Annotated in this window: 17 protein-coding genes, 1 pseudogene and 1 riboswitch; of the genes and pseudogenes, 14 read left to right on the forward strand and 4 right to left on the reverse strand. The window is 44.2% G+C overall.

Annotated features, from left to right (window positions below; genetic code table 11):
• Positions 1–73 precede the first annotated feature (73 nt).
• From ACIGG7_RS03945 to ACIGG7_RS03955, 3 genes are all read left to right on the forward strand, one after another.
• Positions 74–1981: a PTS mannitol transporter subunit IICBA gene (locus ACIGG7_RS03945; RefSeq protein WP_318246438.1), complete on the forward strand. Its 1908-nt coding sequence runs from the start codon at positions 74–76 to the stop codon at positions 1979–1981.
• 84 nt (positions 1982–2065) lie between these two features.
• Entirely contained in the window at positions 2066–4135 is a 2070-nt protein-coding gene (locus tag ACIGG7_RS03950; protein WP_397548899.1) for a BglG family transcription antiterminator, read from the forward strand.
• Positions 4136–4140: 5 nt separating this feature from the next.
• Positions 4141–5280, forward strand: coding sequence for a mannitol-1-phosphate 5-dehydrogenase (locus ACIGG7_RS03955; RefSeq protein ID WP_397548900.1), 1140 nt, complete (start codon positions 4141–4143; stop codon positions 5278–5280).
• 411 nt (positions 5281–5691) lie between these two features.
• On the opposite strand, the gene ACIGG7_RS03960 is transcribed toward ACIGG7_RS03955, so the two are convergent.
• Positions 5692–6852: an IS256 family transposase gene (locus ACIGG7_RS03960; protein WP_397548901.1), complete on the reverse strand. Its 1161-nt coding sequence runs from the start codon at positions 6850–6852 to the stop codon at positions 5692–5694.
• A gap of 381 nt (positions 6853–7233) precedes the next feature.
• Here ACIGG7_RS03960 and ACIGG7_RS03965 point away from each other — a divergent pair, with 381 nt between their 5' ends.
• The gene (locus tag ACIGG7_RS03965) at positions 7234–7881 is read left to right on the forward strand and encodes a 2OG-Fe(II) oxygenase (RefSeq protein ID WP_397549091.1); all 648 of its coding nucleotides are present in this window, start codon (positions 7234–7236) and stop codon (positions 7879–7881) included.
• Here ACIGG7_RS03965 and ACIGG7_RS03970 read toward each other — a convergent pair.
• Positions 7806–8882 (reverse strand): DMT family transporter, encoded by a 1077-nt coding sequence (locus tag ACIGG7_RS03970; RefSeq protein ID WP_397549092.1) that lies wholly within the window; start codon positions 8880–8882, stop codon positions 7806–7808. The genes ACIGG7_RS03965 and ACIGG7_RS03970 overlap by 76 nt on opposite strands.
• 92 nt (positions 8883–8974) lie before the next feature.
• Between ACIGG7_RS03970 and ACIGG7_RS03975 the strand changes: the two genes are divergently transcribed.
• From ACIGG7_RS03975 to ACIGG7_RS04000, 6 genes and pseudogenes are all read left to right on the forward strand, one after another.
• Positions 8975–9565, forward strand: a complete 591-nt coding sequence (locus tag ACIGG7_RS03975) for a helix-turn-helix domain-containing protein (protein ID WP_397548902.1) — start codon at positions 8975–8977, stop codon at positions 9563–9565.
• Between the two features lie 344 nt (positions 9566–9909).
• A pseudogene (locus ACIGG7_RS03980) lies at positions 9910–10457 on the forward strand (sigma-70 family RNA polymerase sigma factor); the annotation flags it as partial.
• Between the two features lie 53 nt (positions 10458–10510).
• Complete coding sequence (locus ACIGG7_RS03985) at positions 10511–11830, forward strand: DUF4179 domain-containing protein (protein ID WP_397549093.1); 1320 nt, start codon at positions 10511–10513, stop codon at positions 11828–11830.
• A 407-nt stretch (positions 11831–12237) separates the two neighbouring features.
• A riboswitch (Lysine riboswitch) is annotated at positions 12238–12414 on the forward strand.
• Between the two features lie 114 nt (positions 12415–12528).
• Positions 12529–13815, forward strand: a complete 1287-nt coding sequence (gene lysA / locus ACIGG7_RS03990; protein ID WP_397548903.1) for a diaminopimelate decarboxylase — start codon at positions 12529–12531, stop codon at positions 13813–13815.
• 108 nt (positions 13816–13923) lie between these two features.
• On the forward strand, positions 13924–14793 hold the full coding sequence (locus ACIGG7_RS03995) for an ABC transporter permease subunit (protein WP_397548904.1): 870 nt from the start codon (positions 13924–13926) through the stop codon (positions 14791–14793).
• Entirely contained in the window at positions 14790–15821 is a 1032-nt protein-coding gene (locus ACIGG7_RS04000; protein WP_397548905.1) for an ABC transporter permease subunit, read from the forward strand. Before ACIGG7_RS03995 ends, ACIGG7_RS04000 begins: the two co-directional genes overlap by 4 nt.
• 126 nt (positions 15822–15947) lie before the next feature.
• Here the strand turns inward: ACIGG7_RS04000 and ACIGG7_RS04005 are convergent, their stop codons facing one another.
• Positions 15948–16784 (reverse strand): LysR family transcriptional regulator, encoded by an 837-nt coding sequence (locus ACIGG7_RS04005; protein WP_397548906.1) that lies wholly within the window; start codon positions 16782–16784, stop codon positions 15948–15950.
• A 32-nt stretch (positions 16785–16816) separates the two neighbouring features.
• Here ACIGG7_RS04005 and ACIGG7_RS04010 point away from each other — a divergent pair, with 32 nt between their 5' ends.
• The 4 genes from ACIGG7_RS04010 to ACIGG7_RS04025 all read left to right on the forward strand — a co-directional run bounded on the left by ACIGG7_RS04010 (position 16817) and on the right by ACIGG7_RS04025 (position 22386).
• The gene (locus ACIGG7_RS04010) at positions 16817–17155 is read left to right on the forward strand and encodes a DMT family transporter (RefSeq protein WP_224942838.1); all 339 of its coding nucleotides are present in this window, start codon (positions 16817–16819) and stop codon (positions 17153–17155) included.
• Positions 17156–17464 (forward strand): DMT family transporter, encoded by a 309-nt coding sequence (locus ACIGG7_RS04015; protein ID WP_397548907.1) that lies wholly within the window; start codon positions 17156–17158, stop codon positions 17462–17464.
• A 602-nt stretch (positions 17465–18066) separates the two neighbouring features.
• Positions 18067–21780: a S8 family peptidase gene (locus ACIGG7_RS04020; RefSeq protein ID WP_397548908.1), complete on the forward strand. Its 3714-nt coding sequence runs from the start codon at positions 18067–18069 to the stop codon at positions 21778–21780.
• Positions 21781–21894: 114 nt separating this feature from the next.
• Positions 21895–22386 carry a GyrI-like domain-containing protein gene (locus ACIGG7_RS04025; RefSeq protein WP_397548909.1) on the forward strand — a complete coding sequence of 164 codons (492 nt, stop codon included), beginning with the start codon at positions 21895–21897 and terminating at the stop codon, positions 22384–22386.
• A gap of 59 nt (positions 22387–22445) precedes the next feature.
• On the opposite strand, the gene ACIGG7_RS04030 is transcribed toward ACIGG7_RS04025, so the two are convergent.
• Complete coding sequence (locus ACIGG7_RS04030; protein ID WP_397548910.1) at positions 22446–23348, reverse strand: LysR family transcriptional regulator; 903 nt, start codon at positions 23346–23348, stop codon at positions 22446–22448.
• Between the last annotated feature and the right edge of the window lie 66 nt (positions 23349–23414).

Consider the following 23414-nt stretch of genomic DNA (forward strand, 5'->3'; position numbering starts at 1 on the left):
TGAATGCTCTATGCTGTAAGGCCTATCATAAAAAATAAGAAATTATTATTTATTCATGAAAGGGATGAGAGAAGTGGCGCAATCGAATATGAAAGTTGCGGTACAAAAGTTTGGTAACTTCCTCAGTTCTATGGTTCTGCCGAATATCGGTGCATTTATCGCTTGGGGTTTAATTACAGCGTTGTTCATACCAACTGGGTTCTTTCCAAATGAAAGCCTTGCCAAACTAGTAGGGCCGATGGTTACGTATCTGTTACCGCTATTGATCGGGTATACAGGAGGTAAGCTCGTACACGACCAGCGTGGTGGGGTCGTGGGTGCGATCGCGACAATGGGTGTCATTGTCGGTGCACCGGATACACCGATGTTCTTAGGTGCCATGGTTATGGGTCCTTTAGGAGCATATGTCATCAAGAAATTCGACGGAATGATTGAAGGGAAGATCAGAGCAGGTTTTGAAATGCTCGTGAATAACTTCTCGGCGGGTATCCTTGGGGGGATCCTTGCTATCTTAGCATTCCTGGGAGTCGGACCTGCAGTACACTCTTTCACAAATGTACTCGTTGCCGGAGTTGACTGGCTTGTTGCGGCAGGATTACTTCCTTTAACAAGTATCCTGATCGAACCTGCGAAGATTCTATTTTTAAATAATGCCATTAACCATGGTGTTTTATCACCAATCGGGCTTGAGCAGGTACAACAGGGTGGAAAATCGATTCTATTCTTATTAGAGGCTAACCCGGGACCAGGTCTTGGTGTACTACTAGCCTTCATGTTGTTCGGAAGAGGAACAGCAAAACAATCGGCACCAGGGGCAGCCATCATTCATTTCCTTGGCGGGATTCATGAAATCTACTTCCCGTACGTATTAATGAAGCCGATGCTATTCATCTCCGTCATCCTAGGTGGAATGAGTGGAGTCTTCACCCTTGTATTATTGGGCGGTGGACTGGTATCACCGGCATCACCTGGGAGTATCATTGCGATTACGGCCGTTACACCTCCTGAGGGAATGGCGTATCTGGCTAACTTTGCAGCGGTACTTGTTGCAACAGTCGTGTCCTTCATCGTGTCTGCCATCGTCTTGAAATCAAGCAAAGCGACAGACGAAGATATTGAAGGTGCAACAAAGAAAATGCAGGAAATGAAAGGCAAGAAGAGTTCCGTTGCCGGTCATGTGAGCAAGGGAACACTGCCTGAAGAAGTAAACAAAATCGTCTTTGCTTGTGATGCAGGTATGGGCTCAAGTGCCATGGGTGCTTCCCTTCTACGTAAAAAAGTGAAGGCAGCAAATCTGGATGTCAGTGTAACAAATACATCCATCAGCAATCTTCCATCTGATGCGCAAGTCGTCATCACACAGGAAGAACTGACGCCACGTGCGAAAAGTAAACTTCCTAATGTGTATCATATTTCCGTAGATAACTTCTTATCCAGCCCTGAGTATGACAAGCTGATTGCAAGTCTTCAGGACGGAATCACGGATGAACAGGCAGAGGTTGTAGAAGAAGCAGAGGAAGAAGCAGTGAATGCTGAACCGAATGCAGATCACGATGATGATCTTCTACTTGAAGAGAACATCTTCATGAATCAATCATTTGCCACAAAAGAAGAGGCAATCCGATTCGCTGGAGAAGCTCTTGTTAAAGCAGGATATGTGGAAGAAAGCTATGTAGATGCTATGATTGATAGAGAAGGAATCACATCTACTTATATGGGTAATAATGTAGCCATTCCACACGGGACGGAAGACGCGAAGAAAGCCGTCATCAAATCAGGTTTCACGGTCATTCAAGTTCCGAATGGCGTGGACTTCAACGGTGAAAAAGCGAAGATGATCTTCGGTATCGCCGGTAAAGACGGTACGCATCTGGAGATCCTTTCAGGTATCGCCGTTGTCTGCTCCGAGCAGGAAAACGTCGATAAGATGGTTGAAGCGAAGTCAGCCAAAGAACTGAAAGACATCATCAACAGCAACTAGAACAATCATTCAGAAAGGCGGGATCCCTGCCTTTCTGTTCTACTTTGTATCAAGAAAAGCTATTTGAGGGAAAGAGGGGATAGTATGTTTATTACGTCAAGAGAAAAATCCATCATTGAATTGATTGTAAAAACATCGGGAAAGCATACCGTATACTCTCTTTCTGCGTTTTTGAATGTGAGCGGGAGAACCGTTCAGCGAAATCTCAAATCAATCGAAAGCATTTTAAAAGAATATCACTTAGAACTGAAGCGGACAGCTAATGAAGGACTGTTCATCAATGGGAAGAATGAACATATTTATAAGTTGATCCAGAGTCTGGCGGATGTGAGTCCAACAGACGAAACACCTGAGGAGCGAAAGCTGAATCTATTGATCATCCTTCTTCATGAAGGCCCTTCTTTTAAAAAACAGGTGTTGGCAAATCAGCTGGGGATCAGTGTTACGACCTTGACCTCGTATCTTGATGAGCTGGCAGATTGGCTGCATAAATTCGGCATCACCCTGACGCGTAAGAGAGGGGTCGGGGTAGAGCTTACAGCAGATGAAGCCGAAAAACGACATGCACTGGCAAGCTTCTTTCTTGTCTATTTTTATGAAGAGATCATTGAGACCCTGTATGGAATGCAGAAGGGGAATCACCTGGATGAGCCGGTGCTCGGATATTTCGATCCAGCCTATTTAACCGCAGTCGACCAGGTGGTGAATCATTACTTGGGAGAAAAGCAGATCACCTTAACGGACAGTGATTATATCGGTCTGGTCGTTCATATTTGCTTGACGATCCAGCGTACGGAAAACGGCTTCGGATTGCAGCATGATGAACCGGTTGATGGTCATGGTTCCACTGAATTTGAATTGATGAATACGATTGTCGAAGAACTGAAGCAACGACTTTCGGTGAGGATGACGATTCGAGATATTCAGTTTCTTACCGTCATATTAAAAGGATCCAAGGTACAGGATCCCGACGTCGTCTATTATGACAGCATTCTGCTTGGGCATCTCATCAAGAATGTCATCAGGGATGTATCAGAGAATCTCCATGTGGATCTGTCTGATGACTTTTCCTTGTTCCAGGGACTGCTTGCCCATATGGGGCCGTCCATCTTCAGACTTCAGCAAGAAATGGATTTATTCAACCCATTGACGGATGAAATCAAAAAGAAATACCCTGTGCTATTTTTAGCTGTGAAAAAGAGTCTTGAGATGGAATTTAAGGATATTTCATTCCCAGACGATGAAGTGGCCTTCATTGTCCTCCATTTCGGTTCGGCGATGCTGATGAACGAAGAAAAGGTCAGTATTCAAGCCGTGGTCGTCTGTCCGACGGGGATCGGCACATCCAAGATGCTCGCAAGCCGCATCCAGCGTGAACTGACGATGATTAACAAGGTTGAAATCCTGTCCATTAAGGATTTCCAAACGGCGAACTTGGATGACTATGATATCGTCATTTCCACGGTCAGACTCCCATTTACGGAAGTGGACTATATTCTGGTGAGCCCGTTATTGAGCGAGAAGGATATCGGGTTCATTCAAAGTTATCTTCAGAATAATGTAGAAAAGCTGACCAGGAAAAAATATTTGAAGTCCTCCGCACAATCAGGGGAGAAGACCGAAGTCCGGACACTTCTCCAGGAAATCAAGGAGGTTCATTCCAGCATGGAAGCCATCCTCACCAATTTCCGGGTATACCGGAAGCACTCTGGTGGAAATCATCTTCAAATTCTGAACGAAATGCTGGAAGAGGGTGAACAGAATGACCTTCTTCAAGAGCCTCTAGTCGTCATGCAACAGCTGATGGAAAGGGAGAAAAAGGGTGGCCTTGGGATCCCGAATACGAATATGGGACTCTTTCACTGCCGGGATGACAACGTGAAGAAGCTCATCTTCCAGGTAGCCCATCTGGATGTACCGTGCAAGATCAAAGGGATGGACGGGCAGGAAATGGAGATGAAGAGCCTTCTTCTTATGCTTGCACCTGAAGAATTGAGCAGGCGGGAACAGGAGATCCTCAGCCTGATCAGTACAAGTTTAATCGAAGATCATATCAGCATGATGATTTATTCGTCCACGAACGAAGCCATCATACGAAAGAAATTAGAAGATCTCTTTCTGGATTACTTACAAACTAATTTGATAAAGGAATGATGACGTTGAAACAAACCGTACATTTTGGAGCAGGAAACATAGGCAGAGGGTTTATCGGAGCATTGTTTTCCCAATCAGGTTATCACGTGACCTTTGTGGATATCGCTGAGCAGTTGATCAACAAACTGAATGAAGAAGGTCGCTACCAAGTGAAGCTTGCGACGGAATCAATGGAAACAGAGACGATCGAGAATGTGTCAGGTCTGAACAACCTTCATCAGGAAGGGGAAGTCATTGACACGATCGTACAATCTACATTTTTGACAACGGCGATCGGACCGAACATCCTTCCACGAATCGCACCCCTGATTGCCAAAGGGATTGCTAAACGTGTGGATGCTTCTGAAGATCCCCTATATGTGATCGCATGTGAGAACCAAATTGGTGCCACTGATATTTTGAAAAAACACATTTTAGAGAATCTTGATGAAGAAACTATCACGAAGCTTGAAGGAAAGGTATACTTCTTTAATTCAGCCGTCGACCGCATTGTGCCGATGCAGGATCAGAGTTCATTGGATGTCCTTGTTGAGCCTTATTATGAGTGGGTGGTAGAGACGAAGGAAGATATCCCAAATGTTGAAGGGATGACCATCGTCGAAGACCTTGCTCCGTTCATCGAGCGTAAGCTGTTCACGGTGAACACAGGGCATGCGGTCATTGCATACCTTGGTTATCTAGAAGGGAAGTCAACCATCGATCAGACCTTGGCGGATGACAGCATCGCCGAACAGGTCAAGGAGACATTGAAAGAGACTGGAGCTTATCTTGTTAAACAATACGGGCTGGATGAAAAAGAGCATCTTGCCTATATTGGGAAAAACATCGAACGCTTCAAAAATGCGTACCTGAACGACGATGTTACCCGTGTCGGCAGAGCACCGATTAGGAAACTAGGCCCCGACGACCGTCTGATTCGCCCGACGACAGAAGCTCAGAAAGCGGGACTTTCTTATTCCTATCTCGCTAAAGCGATTGCCGCAGCATTATTGTTTGACAATCCGGAAGATGAGCAGGCAATGGAAATCCAGGGCATGATCAAGGAACACGGACCTGCATACGTGTTGAAAGAAGTGAGCGGACTGGATGTGGATAGTGCAATCGTGAAAGAAGTATTGGTTCAGTATGAAGGATTGAAGAAATAGAGTTGAAGGGCTGCCGAATGGGATTCGGCGGTCTTTTTTTATGGAGTGGGGTGGGACGAATAAATGGGATGAATCGACGCATAAAGTTGAAAAGTGACGCATAAAACCGAAAGCTGACTCATAATCGCTGAAACCGACGCATAAATCTCAATTCTGACGCATAAAACTCATACGTGTCCTTTCTGTGACGCCCCTGAAAGTCAAGTCCTTAATATTGTGTAAATTCCTTACTTGTCTTTTTCAACTATTAATCAGCTATAACTATTCAATTCAACATTTTTTTTGCGAAACTTCCCTGAAGATATTCCTTCATATCCAGGTCAGGCTGTCAAAGGCTCTTCACTTTGACAGCCTGACCTGGATATGAAACCATTTGAATGGGAAGTTTCATTCAAAAATGCTTAGGGCTTACTAAAAGGATTTTCTCTTTGAATAATTAGTTTGTTGATAATGGAACAAAACGGCTCCGACTAATCGAAAGGCTGACTGCGTGTTAGGGAAAATCCGTATGACCTTTTCTCTTCTTCGAACCTCTTGGTTCAAACGTTCTAAGCAGTTGGTGCTGCGGATATGCGGCCGAATTTCATCAGGGTGGTCCATGTACTGAATGGTATCTTCAAAGCCTTCATCAAAGATGGCCAGCGCTTTTTCATATTTGGTATCCTCGCTATACTGACTCATCAGCTCTTCTTTAAAGTTCCTCATATCTTCAATTTTGACAGCTTCAAACACCCTCTTTATCATGGTTCTAATTTCTTTAGAATCTTTCTTTGGGAGGTGTTGGATGATGTTTCGTTTAAAATGTACATTACACCTCTGCCAACTGGTACCAATAAACTCACGTAGGACCGCCTTTTGAAGGCCCTTATGGGCATCTGAAATCACGAGCTTAGGGGATTGTAGACCGCGGGATTTCAGCTGTTGAAAGAATCTACTCCAACTCTCGTAGCTCTCGGCATGATCGACCATTAAGCCTAAAATCTCACGATTATTTTTTTCTGATAAAGCTGTCGCAATGTAGACGGCTTTTGAAACGACACGATGGTGTTCGCGGACTTTTACATACATGGCATCTACAAATATATATGGAAAATAAGTTCCGTTCAAAGGTCGCTTAGCCCAATCATTAATGATAGGATCTAACTTTTGAGTCAGGGAAGAAACGAATGATTTAGAAACTGTTTCTCCACAAAGCTGTTCTACAATATGAGTAACCTTACGAGTCGAAACACCATTGATCACCATTTCAATCATAGAAAGGACAAACGCTTGATCACACCGTGAGTATTTTTCAAATACGGAAGGCGAAAAATCTCCATTACGGGTTCGTGGCACCTTCAATTTGACTTTTCCAACACTCATTGTAAAGTCTCGTTCATAGTAGCCATTACGATAATCTAAACGATCAGTAGATCGTTCGTAAGAGGCTGCTTTAAGGTATTGGTCTCTCTCCCTTTCCATGTATTCATTTAAAACAAGAACGATGGCAGATCTTACAACGGTTTCGATATTAGAGTTAATCACTGCTTCTTTTAAAGAATCCAAATCTAGGTTAAACTGTAATTGAGTCATTTTATTCCTCTTCTCATTGTTTATCGTGGTTGAAAACAGTGTTGACAAGAAGGAATAAAATGACTCTTTCTTTTTACACAATTATATGGACTTAATCCCCCTGAACTCACGCCAATCCTACAATTCTATTAGGTCTTGTCATTTCCCTTATTTTTCATCAGTAAAAAGAAAAAATAAAGATAGAATTCCCCTCAATCCGGGTGTAAAATATATAAAAATACACTCTCATATTTTGACATGCAGGAGGAAACAGCCAAATCAAATATACAGTTATGCTATTGTTGCTATCGTTTTTCTAGATTGGAAGAAACAAAGGAAGCTTCCACCAATATAAAAATTCTGAATGTTAAAAATTCGATAAGAGGTTGATGAAAGTTGGCAATGGATACTACTGATGTAGCTGTAAAAGAACAAACGATTTTTCACCATACGGGGAATAAGATCAAGACGGAAGACAGGGATATTCAGATCATCGCGAAGATGGATGAACCGCTGATTGTCGTACTTGGAAACGTGCTGAGCCATGAAGAATGTGATGAACTCATTCAATTGTCAAAGGACCGGGTGGAACGCTCGAAAATCGGGAATACGCGTACAGTTGATGGACTGAGAACGAGCAGTTCTGTCTTTCTGGAAGAGAGTCATGATGTCGTGACACGAATTGAAAAGCGTGTTTCTCAAATCATGAATATCCCCGTTGAACACGGGGAAGGTTTGCAAATCCTGAACTATAAGCCGGGGCAGGAATACAAGGCTCATTTCGATTTCTTTTCTGCATCAGCTAGACCGGTTAAAAACCCGAGAATTAGTACTCTCGTCATGTACCTGAACGACGTCGAGGAAGGCGGCGAAACGTACTTCCCGAAGCTGGGTCTTTCCGTCTCACCTCAAAAAGGGATGGCCGTTTACTTTGAATACTTCTATGATAATCAGGAGTTGAACGACTTGACGCTTCATGGTGGTGCACCGGTTGTCATCGGGGATAAATGGGCTGCGACCCAGTGGATGAGAAGGCAGGTATTTAAATAAATGGAAAGGAGGAGTATCCCGGGGTGGGATGCTCCTCTTTTTTTACTTGCCGACTTTATCGGCTTCATACTTCCGGCATTCATTCGTTTCACATTAATCGTATGAAAGATCATACCGGTGATAATCAAGAGGATGCCGATCAGAGCAGATCCTGCTGGAAATGGAACAGAGAGGATCGAAGCTTCTCCCATGATGACGAAAAGAATCTGTGTGGACTGTGTTGCTTCTACTGCCGCAAGCTTGCCGGGATGGTTTCTCGCCATATTCGTTGCGAGGAAAAAGAGGGAGGTTGCAATCACGCCGGAACAGATGGCGACGATAAACGTTTGTGCCACTTGAGACGAACTGGGTGTCCCCGTTTTGAAAAGGGCAAAGCATCCGAGAATCAACCAAAATGGGGTCGTGGCGATCGTCATTCCCAATATCCGTTGAAACGTATCCAGCCTGCCTCCGCAAACCTCCATCATTTTACGGTTCCCAAGCGGGTATGTGAAGGCTGCGACAATCACAGGTACAACCCCCATAAGAACTTCTGAAAAGGACGAGTCCCCTGCATTCTGCACTTGGATGAACAACACACCGACTAAAATGATGGAAGAGATGGCGAGAGCTTTTTTTTGAATGGTATGCCTGCGTCTGGCTGGCTCCGCTGTGTAAAATAAGGGAGCAAGCAAAATCCCCGCCACGATGGTAAATTGCCACGTACCCGCAACAAGCCATCCTGGTCCGTAAGCAGCCGCATAGGTAAGGGGACCATAAAAGAGAACAAATCCAACAAAACTCCACGTCAGCCATTCGAATGGCTTCTTCATCATTTCAATCCATACTTGATTTATATTCTTCCTAAAACCTACAATAAGGAAAAGGAAGGGGAGCATGAACAGGAATCTCAGTGATGAACTCCACATCCAGCTTCCTCCGGTTAGTTCCATTGAATGGTTCAGGATAAAGGTTACAGCAAAAAACATCGATGAGATGATACCGAGGGTCAGTTCCTTGATGATGAACACTCCTTTCTGATACATATACTATAGTTAACTTGTTATATATTATAATATACTTTAAATCGTTTCTTATAGAAAGAGGTAGAAATATGAACAATGACGGTTTAACGTGGCAGGACCCTGAAAAATTAGCACAGCATGTAGGGGCGACACTAAGAAATATACGCAAAGATCGCGGTCTTCATTTACAGGATCTGGCTGAGATCACTGGTGTCAGCACCTTGACGCTGGGGAAAATCGAAAGGGGAGAGGCAAATCCCTCATTGACGATCATCTGGAAAATCGCAAACGGACTTTCCATCCCCATCTCTGCCCTTCTTGTGGAAAAACAAGAAATTCAAATCTCAAGGAAAAATGAAGGAAATAAAGTAATCAGTGCCAATGACTCTTTGACCCTTGAACCCATGTTCACTTCATCGGGATACGGTTCATTGGAAACGCATCGAGCATTCCTGAAACCGGAAAGCGAATACTGTGCCGATGCACACCAGCCAGGCGTGATTGAATTTGTCACCGTCATGGAAGGAAGTGTATGTGTGAAGGTGGAGGATGAAGTATTCGAGCTTGGTCAGTATGATTCGATCAAGTTCCATGCTGATAAAGAACACAGCTATATCAATAAAAATGCAACAGAAGCGGTGCTCCATTTCGTGATGATTTATACAGGACGGACCGATTGAAGCTTATCGATGGGGATAAGCTTCTTTTTTTAAGGAGAATGGTCTTTGCTGAAGAGGATTTATGATTCGTCGTTGGGTTATGAGCTCTTTTGTAGACTGTGGTGACTGAACTTCATCCTCATTCTTGTTTCATTGCGTCATTTTTGGTGATGATTGCGTCATTTTCGGAATAATTGCGTCGTTTCCACCGGTGATTGCGTCAATTTCACGATAATTACGTCACTTTCCCCCCTAATTGCGTCTTTTTGAAATATATGTAAATTCAAAACGATCCCATCCCCATAAAAATCCCTTGAAACTTTTCCCAGCCCACCCGACTCTAATGATTGACAGGAGGTTAACCAATGGATGTAAAACTCGTGAAAAAAGCCATCAAAGGGAATGAACAAGCATTCGAAAAGCTGATCCAATCAGAAAGCGAGAAGCTTTACCGGACGGCATACCTGTATGTAAGAAATAAAGAAGATGCACTCGACGTGGTGCAGGAGACGGTGTGTAAAGCATTCACTTCCATATCCCGATTGAAAAATCCGGAGTACTTCAGCACCTGGCTCGTCAAGATACTGATTCATACGGCGTATGGATTCCTGAAGAAACAAAAGCGGATTGTCTTCACAGGTGATGAATTTCTCGATAACGCAATCGTCTCAGAAAAAGAATCGGATATAGAAGGCAGGATGGATTTAATCACGGCACTGGCATCGTTGAACAAACATTACCAAACAGTCATTATCTTATTCTATTTTCAGGGACAGTCCATCAAGGCCATTTCCGAAACGATGGATACACCTGAGGGAACGGTGAAAACGTACCTCCACAGGGGGAAGTTGGAGTTAAGAAAGCTGCTGGAAGGAGTGAATCGGTATGGACAGAAAATGGTTTGAAGAAGAAATGGAAAAGATCGAGGTACCAAAAGAAGAGGTTTTTCAATCGATTTCAGCAGGAATGCACAAAGGTAGGAAACAAAAGGCCAAAAGAAAAACAATTAAGGTAAGTGCTGCCTTCACCGCCGCTGCTGCCTCCATGGTTCTCGCCTCAGGGTTTCTCTTTGCCCCTGTGAATAATGCATTGGCCAAGCTTCCGGTACTTGGAGTAATATATGAAAAAGTCGGTTCATCTGTGGGTAAAGAACTCTATACGAGTGATAAAGTCACCGAGGTCAACCAGGCCGCCACGTCCAATGGTGTAGATATCACGATCACAAGCACGTATTACGATGGTAATGTTATCGGGGTCACGTTCAAGGCGAAAGGTGATGATTTATCTATCGAACATATGGACGAAGGAAACCGTCCGGTGAGCGGTTACCGCTATCACCTCTTCGATGGAACGGAAGAGAATCAATGGGGAACAGGTGGATCTGGTCTAGAAAAAGACGGAGATGAATTCATAGGTTCCATCGAATTTTATCGGGATGGCCAAGACCTTCCGGAAGATTTCACACTTCCCTTAACGTTCACCCATATGGCGGATGTAAACGGCACATGGTCCTTTGATGTACCCGTGAAAAGGATTCCTTCTGAAACGATCCTAACAAGTGCAAGGACACAATCACCTGATGGAGAATATGAATTACAAATAACCTCCATCACGAAAGGAAAAGCGACGACGACACTAGAGTATACGTATACGGTCGACTCCTGGAAGGATACGGTTGAACTGGATGTTAAAGATGACCTGGGGAACACTCTACCAAAGTTCCATGCAGAGGTGCTGGAAACGAAAGAGATCGATGGAAAAATACAAAAGACGGTTCGGGAGCTATTCCCTGGTAAACTCAGCGATAAGGCACGTTCGCTGAAAATCGAGGCAGACATGCAGCAGGTGGACGAAGATGCCATTACTTCATTGAACACCACGCGACCATTCGAAATGAAAAGTCCTCGTTTCGGATACGGGATCACAGTACAAAATATCCAAAGCGAAAAAGGAAAGATGACAGTGGATTTTATCATTGATGACCTCCAAAAAGGTCAATTCCGAGATGACATTTTAGAGAATTTCGCTGAATTCGTTCAGCTGATTCCATCGAAGGAAATAAAGCATAATGACAAGAATGAGCTTGATTATAATAACATGCTGGAGTACATGATCCGAAGTGCTGAAACGAAATCTGTGAATCAAGATACGTTCCATTTTCAGTCCACTTTCGAATTACCCCGGGGTGCAAGACTTAAAGACTACTCTCTCATCGCCCCATTCGAGAATTTAAGTCGAAATGATAAACCGATTGAAATGAAGCCCTTAAAAATTGAATTGAAGTAAACAGAGAGGCTGGGACAAAAAGGTCTCAGCTATAGAAAAATCAAAACGAGTTTTTTGATGAAAATATAAATCGTTCGAATTATTAATTTTTAGCGCTAAAGCTTAACCCATGTATATTGTAGGTTCTAGCTGTTGATTGGAGTGCAAGACGAAGACTCCTGCGGGAAAAGCGGAATAGGTGAGACCCCGCAGGAGCGGCAGTGACGAGGAGGCTGGCCTTCCGCCCGAGGAAAGCGAAGTCTTGCACGGAAATCAACAGCGGTGTAACAGGTGTTCTGAAAATATATAAGCATTGTTGGAATTTAGAGTGTATGGATTTAGTTATGTCCCAGCTTCTTCTGCTAAAACCAATTGACAACCATTTCAAGAGAATGGTATAGTTATGCCAATCAAATAAACAGTCACTCTCTGATAATAGAGGCGCGAGTATGAAGAGTACCTTCTTTGAGAATAATGGATTCTGGGATAAGTAGGGAAAGGCAGATCGCCGAAGCAGAAAATAGCCAATTCTATTTTTTGTTGGGCCAGCATTGAAGAAATGTTGGACTGTCACAATGCAAAGGTTGTGGAGCACTATTGAAGAGATGTTAATACAGAGTCTTCATCATGTTTCCGTTAACTTTGATGAATAACCGTATGAGCATCTGCTTCATACGGTTTTTTTGTGTTTCTTTAGAGAGTCAAAAGGAGTTAAGGAAATGAGTACAGTTGATGTAAATGTTCAAGGTGATTTAACCATTGGTGGAATGGGTACAGGTGAGTTGGTCGAAACATACGGCACGCCGTTGATGGTATATGATGAAGGCATGATCCGTGGGAATGCAAAATTGTTTCGGGATGCATTCACTGAAAGTGGTCTTAAATTTCAGGTGGCGTATGCGAGTAAAGCGTTTCTTTGCAAAGAGATGGTACGACTTGCAGCCCAGGAAAATCTCTCCCTTGACGTCGTGTCCGGGGGAGAATTATATACGGCCCTAGAGGCGGGGTTCCCGGCGGAGCGTATCCATTTTCATGGGAACAACAAATCCGAAGAAGAACTGCTTATGGCTCTTGAAGCTGAAATCGGCTGCTTTGTTGTCGACAGTTTCCTTGAGCTTGAATTGCTTCACGACCTGGCCAGGGAGCGTGAGCAGCAGGTTCAGATTCTGATCAGAGTCACACCGGGAGTGGAAGCCCATACTCATGAATACATCACGACAGGACAGGAAGATTCGAAATTCGGATTCAGCATTTCGAACGGACAGGCAAGTACGGCGATTCAACTCGCGATCCGGAAGCCTTACTTCAACTTGCTTGGCCTTCACTCTCATATCGGTTCCCAGATATTCGAGCAGGAAGGGTTCGATCAGGCGATTATGGTGCTCGCAGATTTCATGCAGCGGATCCGGATCGAGTTCGATGTGAAGATGCCGGTCCTGAATATTGGAGGAGGCTTTGGGGTCCGCTATACCGAAGAAGACCGTCCACTGCCGATTCCGACGTATGTAAAGGGCATTACGGATAGTGTGAAAACCTATTTTGCCAAAAATGAATATCCACTCCCGGAAGTATGGGTGGAGCCGGGCCGAAGCATGGTGGCGGAAGCAGGTACGACGTTGTACAAAGTGGGCTCCAAGAAAATCATTCCGGACGTGCGCACATATGTGGCAATCGATGGAGGGATGACGGACAATATTCGTCCGGCTCTGTATCAGGCTAAGTATCATGCGGTTCTTGCCAACCGCCCTAATGAGGAATGTACGGAGCTTGTGAGCATAGCGGGGAAATGCTGCGAGTCCGGGGACATGCTGATCTGGGACCTGATGCTGCCTCCGACGAATTACGGTGATATCCTGGCTGTTTTCAGTACGGGTGCTTATGGGTATTCGATGGCGAGTAATTACAACCGAATCCCACGTCCGGCTGTCGTGTTTGTGAAGGATGGGGAATCCCGGGTTGTGATTGAGCGGGAAACATATGCGGATCTTGTACGAAATGATCGATAGGATAGGAAAGGTGGAACCCGAGGGGTTCCACCTTTTTTATATGGGATTTTTTGGTTTATTATGGTAATCTATAAAAAACATGTCTCTATCTTTTCGGAGGATCTATCAATGTATCTCAAATCGATTGGTTCCATGGTTTTAAAGTTTGTATTCGTTCTGTTTGGCATCATTCTCTTAACAGGCCTCATCGGTTTGTTCAATGAAGGAGTGAATCTCAGCTTAAAACAATATCTAACCAACCTTAAAGATATTTCAAGCTCGCTTCTTCATTCAAATGCGATGACCATTACGAATGAAGCAAATAACTCATACCCAATGTTCCCTTCCTTCTGGGAGCCTTATTTTTATTCTGTTTCCATTTTTATCTCTGCCTTTCTCTTATCTGTTTTCATGGGCATCCTCCTTGCGTACCTCACACATTTACTGCCCACTGGTTGGTCGAAGTTTATCATTAGGGTCACCAACCTCTTGGAGTCCACACCCGATATCTTCATTTTGATCGTCATTCAATACAGCGTCATTTTTTTCCTGAAAGAAACGGGAGTTCTATTGTTTCCCATCGTCGGATCACAGGAGAAGGTGTATCTGATACCGATTCTGACACTGTCCATCTTACCGACGATTATGTTGTTCAGAATTACCTATCTACTCGTGAACGATGAATATGGAAAATCCTATGTCGATCTGATCAAAAGTAGGGGAATGTCCAAGCATTTTATTTTCTTTATCCATATCCTGAGGAATATCACGTTTAGCTTATTGAATCACTCCAAATCGATCATTCTGTTTCTCTTATCATCATTAATTGTGTTTGAGAGATTGTTTAATATTTATGGCATCACTCATTTTATCCTGTCTTTCTCGCAAATGGATGTGATTTGTTTCAGTTTGATCATGTTTTATCTGCCTGTATTCGTGTTGCTCATCCTGATCCGGGTCATCATTGATAAAAAAACGGGACAGAGGGTGGTGATATGATGCTGAAGCAATTGATGAAAAACCCGGCATTTTTAACAGGCTTTCTTTTTCTGTTTGGGATGTTTGCTGCAAGTCTTGTTTATTACGCAGGATGGGGGAATGAGGTACCGAAGCTGGACCTTTTGAAAAATGAAGAGGGGGATTTCATGAGCCCTCCATACTCCCCGTCAGAGTATCCACCACTTGGGACGGATAATTTCAATCGGAATGTCCTTCTTCTTATCATCGTCGGTGCGAAATATACCATTGGGGCAGCTCTTGTCATCATGTTATTCAGGGTACTGCCTTCGGTTATTCTTGGACTGGTGGTTCATTTCTATTTCAAACCGTTTAGGAGAATCATCGACCATATCGTGGATGCGGCCAATTATTTTCCTCCTACTTTACTATCGTTCTTGCTATTGAACTGGATGATGTTGGAGGGAGAGTTGTTGAATCCTGTAGATTTTCCCTATGATTTTTCGGACAAGGTGTTGTTTTACCTGGTCATTCTCATTATCATCTCGATTCCGAGCCTGACCCTTTTATTTTCGAATGAATATGACAAGATCATGAAAGAGGAATTCATCGACAGCTCCAAAGTGTTGGGGGCTACGATGCGCCATTACATTATGAATCATATCCGGCCCTTTATCCTGCCACAGATCCTTCTTGTGTCGATCCGTGAATTTATGATTATCATGCTGTTGATTGCGCATCTTGGGGTATTGAAGATTTTTATCGGTGGTGCATACCGAGATACCGACATATTTAATAACCAGGTATTTGTATCACTTTCATATGAGTGGTCGGGTCTCCTTGGCGGATGGTGGCAATTTCTGTGGACCACCTATCCGTGGATTTCGTTCATCCCTGTTGTGTTCTTTTCACTGACGATCCTGTCGGCAAAGCTGATGCTGATTGGGGCGACGCATGTGATGGAGACGCATGTGATGGAAACGTTGGGGCATGAAAAACAGGATGTTTATGAAGAAAAGATCAATTCCTTTGAAGGAAAGGACACATTTGATTTTGTTCATAAAGCTTGATTGTATATATAATATCAAAGCTGCTCCGGAGTTAGTTCCGGGGCAGCTTTTTGGTCATGGTATAACTTTTGGTTATATATTCATTACTTTAATGTCATAGGCAGGAGAAGAATCGACCTTTACAGTTTACATATGAAAGCCTTGCTTCAAGACCTCAAGCGTGCGTTGATCCAGGGTAAATAAATACATTTCCCTTTTCAAGGGGGTGCCTTGTAGTGGGATGAACACGACTCCTTTGTAATCCATCTTCTTGACCATGATGGATGGGAGATAGGATACCCCTTGGTTCTGTGCTACGTAACCGATGAGAGCATGATAGGGAAGCTCTTTAATATCAGAAGAAATGATACCATGTTGGGTCATTAATGTCTTAATTTTTTTACTGAGCGGTGTAGAGGCAGCCGGCAGTAATTGTGTGTACGGAAAACAGTCCTGAATCTTAAGTGTTTCACATGCTGCAAGCGGGTGGGTGACAGGGACCGCAGCATAGAATTCATCACTGAATAAGTGGGAGCTGTAACATCCCTTTTGATGAGGATGGTCCTGAATGATGGCCGCATCAATGTCTCCACTCTCTAATAATGGAAGAAGGTCGATTGTGTCATCCCGGATCACCGTCAATTGGATTTGAAAGGTATCAATTTTTTCTATGTAGTCCGGAAAAAAATAAGAAGCAAGCAAGGGATCACTTCCCATGCGGATTACGTTGTCCATGGTGTGTTTCTCGATAATCCGGCTCAGTTGACCGAGGATTGGATCCAGATCTCGATAGAGTTCCTTGCCTTTTTGGGTTAATGTCATTCCGCTTGACGAACGGATGAAGAGGGAAAAGCCGAGCGTATCTTCGAGCTTCTTAATTTGTTTGCTTAAGGCAGGTTGGGACACGAATAGGGAGTGAGCGGCCTTTGAAAGGCTCTTCTCCCTGGCAACCGTCATAAAATATTCGAATCGTTGCAGGTTCATGGTCATCACGTCCATTTCAAGGAGGTTTATGTATGCTGAAATATTATACATTCCTAAGTTTATCAATCATTCTCGAGGTAGTCGGAGCCTCATTCATGAAACTCTCCGACGGATTCACTGAGGCTTTCCCTACGATAATTGTTATATTTTCCTATAGTGTAGCATTGGGCAGCTATATTTTGCTAACGAAGGAGAATGAAATTGGAATTGTCAATGCTTTATGGGCAGGAGGAGGGACCGTGCTAGTATCGGCCTTGGGGATGATCCTCTTTCAAGAATCCCTTTCTGCCCTTAAACTATTCGGACTTGTATGTATCGTTTCAGGCGTCATTGGGTTGAACCTGCCTAATAAAAAGAAGGAGGTGTTGTAATTGGGTACCGCATTCCTTTTGATTAGTCTTGTGTTTGCTGTGGCAGGTAATACTTCCGTTAAATTTTCGAAAGGATTTCAGAAAAGGCTACCAAGTATAGGCTCATTCCTCCTTTATGGCATTTGTTTGTATTTCTTGACTTTGAGTGTTCAATATATGGATGTCAGCATTGCCTATGCGATTTGGTCCGGCGTGACCATTGCTTCAACAACGTTGATTGGTATCCTTTTCTTTCGTGAATCGTTCAGTAAAGGAAAAATACTATCTATTGGTTTGATTATAGTTGGGGTAATGGTTTTAAAGGTTTAGGTACAATCTTTAGAGCATAGTGGATTCCGTCCTATTCGATTGGAACTATAAGGAAGGCTTTGGGAATGTTTAACCTTCTTTGTCATCTCATCACCGCTCGATGGAAGAAATTTACAAAAACTATAAGTATGTAAGGTGTTTGGAATCTTTTTACACGATTTCTTTCTCTTATCCGGCAAGTAGGTTTGCTTACATTGCCGGATATTTTTATGAAAATTTCCTGAGACTTTTGATGGGATATTTCATGATCAAGTAGAGGTGCAATCTAGTATTTATTCACGAAAATTTGCAAGTGTATCTTCATCTCCAAGACCATTCTATGTCAAAAGACGGGTGTTCATTGCACACACTCTCTCCCTGCAGATTATCTAGTTCTCCCTTCCTAAAATATAACCCCCATTGAGTAAAGAAAGCATAGAGCCTTACAATTCAAGTAATCACAACTTTCAAACTTCTAAGAGAAATCCTTCATCATAGAATCGACCCAGAATGTTTTATACAGGAGGTGCTGATCGAAGTTCTGATAGTCTAATCATTTTTTGGACTACATACCATCTGTCATTTTTTCTACGCCAACAACTTAATAGAATAGGAGAATGTACATGAAAAAGCTAAACGTGAAGCCACTGCTTGTCGGTTCGATTGCCGCAACGATGATTTCAGGCTCAATGTTCCAAGTGAATGCTAAAGGTGTTCCATCCAATGGGGTCTCTCCTAAACAGTCGACCGTGGATATGAATTCCGCCATAACAGGAGAACATACCATCACCCTCATCACTGGTGATGTTGTGAAAGTCTCGACGCTCGACAATGGAAAACAGATTATCAATGTAGAGCCGGCAGGTAAAAATGGTCAAGGGGTAAGGGTCATGACGATCAAAGATGAAACTTTCGTTTTCCCTAACTCAGCGATGGCGTATATGGCGGCAGGTAAGCTGGATGAAGACCTATTTAACATCACAAAATTAATTGAATATGGTTATGATGACAAAAACACCGATTCTGTACCGGTCATCGTGGAGTACCAGGAAACAAAAGCGAAATCAGTCCATGTTGAGCCAAAGGGATCAAAAAAAGTACGGGATCTGGAAAGTATCAGGGGAGCTGCACTGGCAACAGAGAAAAAGCAGGCGGAAGCTTTCTGGAATGATGTGACGGTTCAAAGTGATGAGAAGCAAGTGACGTCAGAATTTAAGACAGGTGTCGATAAAATATGGCTTGACGGCCGTGTTGAAGCCGCTCTGGATCAAAGCGTTCCACAAATCGGAGCAGATCAGGCTTGGGAACAGGGGTACACAGGTGAAGGAGTCAAGGTGGCGGTTCTTGATACGGGAATCGATTCTGAACACCCGGATATCACAGGTCAGGTTGACGAGGCTGTCAGCTTTGTTCCAGGTGAAGAAGTAAAGGATGTCAACGGTCATGGTACCCACGTGGCATCGACTGTGCTTGGGACAGGTGCTGGTGATGGGAAGCATAAAGGTGTTGCGCCTGATGCTCGTTTATTAGTAGGAAAGGTTTTGAGTGATCAAGGATACGGTCAGGATTCCTGGATCATCGATGGAATGGAATGGGCATCGGATCATGCCAAGATTGTTAACATGAGTCTTGGAAGTGATATGCCGAGTGACGGGACGGATCCGATGGCGGAAGCCGTGAATCGACTGTCAGAAGAGAATGGAACTCTATTCGTCATTGCTGCCGGTAATAGAGGAGGAGAAGGCACGATCGGTTCTCCAGGAGCGGCAGATTCAGCTTTAACGGTTGGAGCAGTGGATAAATCGGATCAATTGGCGTATTTCTCTTCCAAGGGACCAAGATATGGAGATATGGAATTGAAGCCGGATCTTTCAGCACCTGGTGTCGGAATTGTGGCTGCACGCTCCCAGTATTCAAGTGGAGAGGGATTGTACAAAAGCTTAAATGGTACATCCATGGCCACGCCTCATGTTGCTGGTGCCGCAGCGATTCTAGCGGAGAAGCATCCTGAATGGGACGGAGAAACATTGAAGCAGGCTCTTATGAATACGACCAAGAAGCTTGATGGGTATCAGCCTTATCATGTCGGGACAGGTCGGGTGGACATTCCGGCAGCACTTGATGCAGATGTAAGGGCGACTGAATCTGTATCATTCGGCTTCTTCAAATGGCCGCATGATCAAGCTGAACCTGTTGAGAAAGTGGTTACCTATTACAATGATGGGGAACAAGATGTGACGCTGAAATTAGATTCTAGTTTCACGAATGCTGGTGGAAATGAAGCTCCTTCCGGTATGCTGACACTTTCTCAAAGCACAGTGACGATACCTGCAGGTGGAAAAGCGGATGTCACATTGACTCTCGATTCCAAGCTTGGAGAAACCGGATCCCGCTATCAAGGGTTCCTTACAGCGAAAGCAGACGGTACAGAACTTGTTCGCACATCGATGGCCATGGTCAAGGAGGAAGAACGGTATCCATTGACACTGAATGCGACTGATCGTGATGGAGAGAAAGGACTTGCATATGTGGTTTTGTTCAGTGAAAAAATGGAGCCTGAAGCAATTGCAGTCGACGGCACACTCGAGCTTCGACTGCCACCTGGTACGTATTCCGCCATGTCACTTATGGATGTGGATACTGACTCAGATGATATGGGGGTTGCGCTTGTAGGGGATCCGGAAGTGAAACTTGATGGACCGAAAACGGTGGAGCTTGATGCACGGAAAGCGAAAGAAATCAAAGTCGTCGTTCCGAAAAAAGCAGAAGCGAACTACAAGCGTCTGGAATATCACCAGACCATTGGGGATATGCCGATGACAAGTTCTTACCTAATGCCTGTCTGGATTGATAAGTTGTATGCTGTTCCGACGAAAAAACCGAAGAGTGGGTATTTTGAGCAGCTGACCCGCTGGCGCTTGACGAAACCGACCTTGACGATTGATTTCAAAGGGAAGGAATTGGATGATATCCCATTTGCGGGTAGTACGAGGTTAGATGGGAAGTATAATCTATCCACAGTCTATGCAGGTAAAGGAAGCGCCGCTGACTTTGACCGCCTGCGGGTAAAAGGAAAAGCTGTTGTAGTCGATCGAAACGAAGAAGTGAGTGTGTCTCAGCAAGCAACAAATGCTGCCGCTGCGGAAGCGAAACTGTTGATCGTTGTAAACAATGAAGACAAAGAATTCAGTGTGTATGCTGGAACGGCAGACTATACCGATAACCCGGTAGCCGTTGCGGGGATCAGTAAGAGTGAAGGAGACAAGCTCGTTAAAGCGGTCCGCTCAGGAGACGTTAAATTGAAGGTAGAAGGAACAGTCGATTCACCATATCTATATGATTTAATGGATGTGCATGAAGGCTCGATTCCGAAAGATTTGACCTATGCGCCAAAAGGAAAGGAGCTGGCGAAGATCGAAACAAACTATACATCACCTGTTGAAACCGCTGGAGGGGAATTCCGTTATGATCTCCGTCCACATACCTTTGGAGCTGTAGGCTTCTTACAAAAAATATCGTTGCCAAGCGCGCGAACTGAATATGTATCGGCGATTGAAGGTACAGGGTGGTATCATCAGGCAAATGTACTCGATGAGACCTGGCAGGTGCGACAACCGCTGATGACCTATGATGGAGGTGAGAAGATTACTGAAAACTGGTTCTCGCCAGTTGTTCGCCCAAGTCTAGGTGAGGGCTACTGGCCTCCGAGAAGACAGGGTGATTCTCTTCAAATCAATGTTCCTGCATGGGCTGACGGAGGGAAAGGAAACACAGGTGGCACGGATTGGGATGTTTCATTCCAAAATCAGACTACCCAGTTATTCCAAGGAGATACGCTGTTGAAAGAAGGGAAAGGTCAGGCGTTGAATGTCTGGGACATCCTTCCGAAAGAACGTGCTCAATACCGATTCGTCACAGATGCCGAACGGGATGAGAACCGTTGGAACACCTCGACACGCACACACACGGAGTGGACATTCTGGACAGAAGCGACAGAGAATTGGCAGGAAGATCTGCCATTCCTGGTCCTTGACTATCAAGTGGATACTGATGTCAACGGGGATGCACTTGCCAATCGCCCAACAAATCTTGAACTCACAGTAGACAAGGTAGAAGGTGCAATTGGTTACGGAAGTGTGGAAGATGCAGCATTAGAAGTGTCCTTTAATGAAGGGAAGACATGGAAGAAAGTGAAGCTTGATCGTGATGGAGATACGTTCAAAGCGGTCATTCAGAATCCTAAAAATGCTAAGAGTGTATCATTGAAAGCAAGTGCCTGGGATGATGAAGGTAATAAGATCAGTCAGGAGATTACGAAAGCGTATGGGTTGAGATAATATAAGAAGAAAAGATGCCCGCATTTGGGGCATCTTTTCTATTTAACATTACATTCATCATTCAAACCATGAGATAATCAATAACACATATTGCTATGGAGGAGTGACAGTCTAGTGAAACCAATTATTATTAAGGTAGAGGAAAAGAAACTAATCGGAAAATCCAAGGGCATGTCCTTGGCAGAGGATTCGACGAAAGAACTCTGGCAAAGCTTCATGCCCCACCGGAAATCGATTCCTCATCGAGTTGATGAAAAACTATATAATATGAAGATATTTGAACCAGGTTTCGATCTGAAGAACCTGATTCCATCCACCCCTTTTCAGAAATGGGCAGCCGTCGAAGTGCAGTTGTTTGACAGTGTGAGGGAAGGGATGGAAACCTACACCCTACACGGTGGACTGTACGCCAAATTCCTTCACCAAGGCCTAGCGAGCCGTTTCCACGAAACCATTCAATACATCCACACAAAATGGATGCCATCTTCAGGATATGAACTCGACGACCGCGAACACTTCGAACGCTTCGACGAACACTACAACCCAGCCGACCCCAACGCCGTAGAAGAAGTATGGATCCCCATCAAAAGAGGGACGGACCTATGATTTAGGTAAGAAAACCAATAGGGACGGGCCTTCATTTGCCAAAATGAAGGTCCGTCCCTCTATAATTGGTTCAGTTTCATGCCAATCGTCTTGAAGTAGTTGGTCATGAAGGGGCGGAAGTCCATGGCGGTTTTGGTGAAGTGTCTGCGTTTGGACCAGCCGAGGCCGATGGTGCGCTGGCAGGTGGGATTTTTGATCCGGATTTTGTGGGGGAAGGGGGTTCGGCGATTCATCCATGAGATGGCGGGGATGAAGGCGATGCCGAGGCCCTGCCTCACGAGATCCCCGATGACGCCGGGCTCGTCTCCTTCGAAGGAGATCACGGGTGAAAATCCTGCACGTAAACAAATCTCATCTGTCAGATTCCGTAGTCCGTATCCCGTATTCATGCTGATGAACGGTTCATCTTTCACCTCGATAAGGTCAATTTCATCTTTGTCTTCCAACCGATGACCGGGAGGGACGATGAGGAAGATCTCTTCTGTCATCAACGGCTCCCATGCAATATCTTCATCATTATCCAATGGGATGGAGGAGATACAGTAATCCACTTTCCCATTCTTTAACTCCTCTTTCATTTCAGACATGGAATGCACAAATTGCTGAAAACGGACGTGAGGGTTTTCCTTCAAAAAAGACCCAACGAGATCAGGCAGCACCCTTGGAATCGTGACGGCCATCCGAATGGTATGTTCCTCCAGGTTCATTGCCTCCAGAATCTCTCTTTTCCCTTCGTTGATTTCCATGAATACGCGTTCCACCCGATTAAGAAACAGTTCTCCAAATCGGTTCAGTTTGATCTGCCGGTGTTGCCGTTCGAATAAGGGCACACCAAGGTCCTCTTCCAACCGGGCAATGGTCTTACTGAGGGAGGGCTGAGCAATCCTCAGTTCCTCTGCAGCCTTGGTCATATGCTCTAAACGGGCAACGGTTTGAAAGTAGTGCAGCTGTTGAAGCTCCACACCATCACTTCCTTTCATAGACTGAAAGCTATATATGTATAACCTATTATGTATTATACATTATCA

It is taken from the genome of Rossellomorea sp. NPDC077527 (genome assembly GCF_044542955.1).
Lineage (GTDB): Bacteria > Bacillota > Bacilli > Bacillales > Bacillaceae_B > Rossellomorea > Rossellomorea aquimaris_E.

Excerpts from the sequence above, each read along its gene's own strand:
- ACIGG7_RS03985 (WP_397549093.1), top strand. The coding sequence starts at position 10,511 with ATGCACAAAGGTAGGAAACAAAAGGCCAAAAGAAAAACAATTAAGGTA.
- ACIGG7_RS03965 (WP_397549091.1), top strand. The coding sequence starts at position 7,234 with ATGGATACTACTGATGTAGCTGTAAAAGAACAAACGATTTTTCACCAT.
- ACIGG7_RS03950 (WP_397548899.1), top strand. The coding sequence starts at position 2,066 with ATGTTTATTACGTCAAGAGAAAAATCCATCATTGAATTGATTGTAAAA.
- ACIGG7_RS03960 (WP_397548901.1), bottom strand. The coding sequence starts at position 6,852 with ATGACTCAATTACAGTTTAACCTAGATTTGGATTCTTTAAAAGAAGCA.
- ACIGG7_RS03995 (WP_397548904.1), top strand. The coding sequence starts at position 13,924 with ATGTATCTCAAATCGATTGGTTCCATGGTTTTAAAGTTTGTATTCGTT.
- ACIGG7_RS04005 (WP_397548906.1), bottom strand. The coding sequence starts at position 16,784 with ATGAACCTGCAACGATTCGAATATTTTATGACGGTTGCCAGGGAGAAG.
- ACIGG7_RS03975 (WP_397548902.1), top strand. The coding sequence starts at position 8,975 with ATGAACAATGACGGTTTAACGTGGCAGGACCCTGAAAAATTAGCACAG.
- lysA (WP_397548903.1), top strand. The coding sequence starts at position 12,529 with ATGAGTACAGTTGATGTAAATGTTCAAGGTGATTTAACCATTGGTGGA.
- ACIGG7_RS04000 (WP_397548905.1), top strand. The coding sequence starts at position 14,790 with ATGATGCTGAAGCAATTGATGAAAAACCCGGCATTTTTAACAGGCTTT.
- ACIGG7_RS04020 (WP_397548908.1), top strand. The coding sequence starts at position 18,067 with ATGAAAAAGCTAAACGTGAAGCCACTGCTTGTCGGTTCGATTGCCGCA.
- ACIGG7_RS04010 (WP_224942838.1), top strand. The coding sequence starts at position 16,817 with ATGCTGAAATATTATACATTCCTAAGTTTATCAATCATTCTCGAGGTA.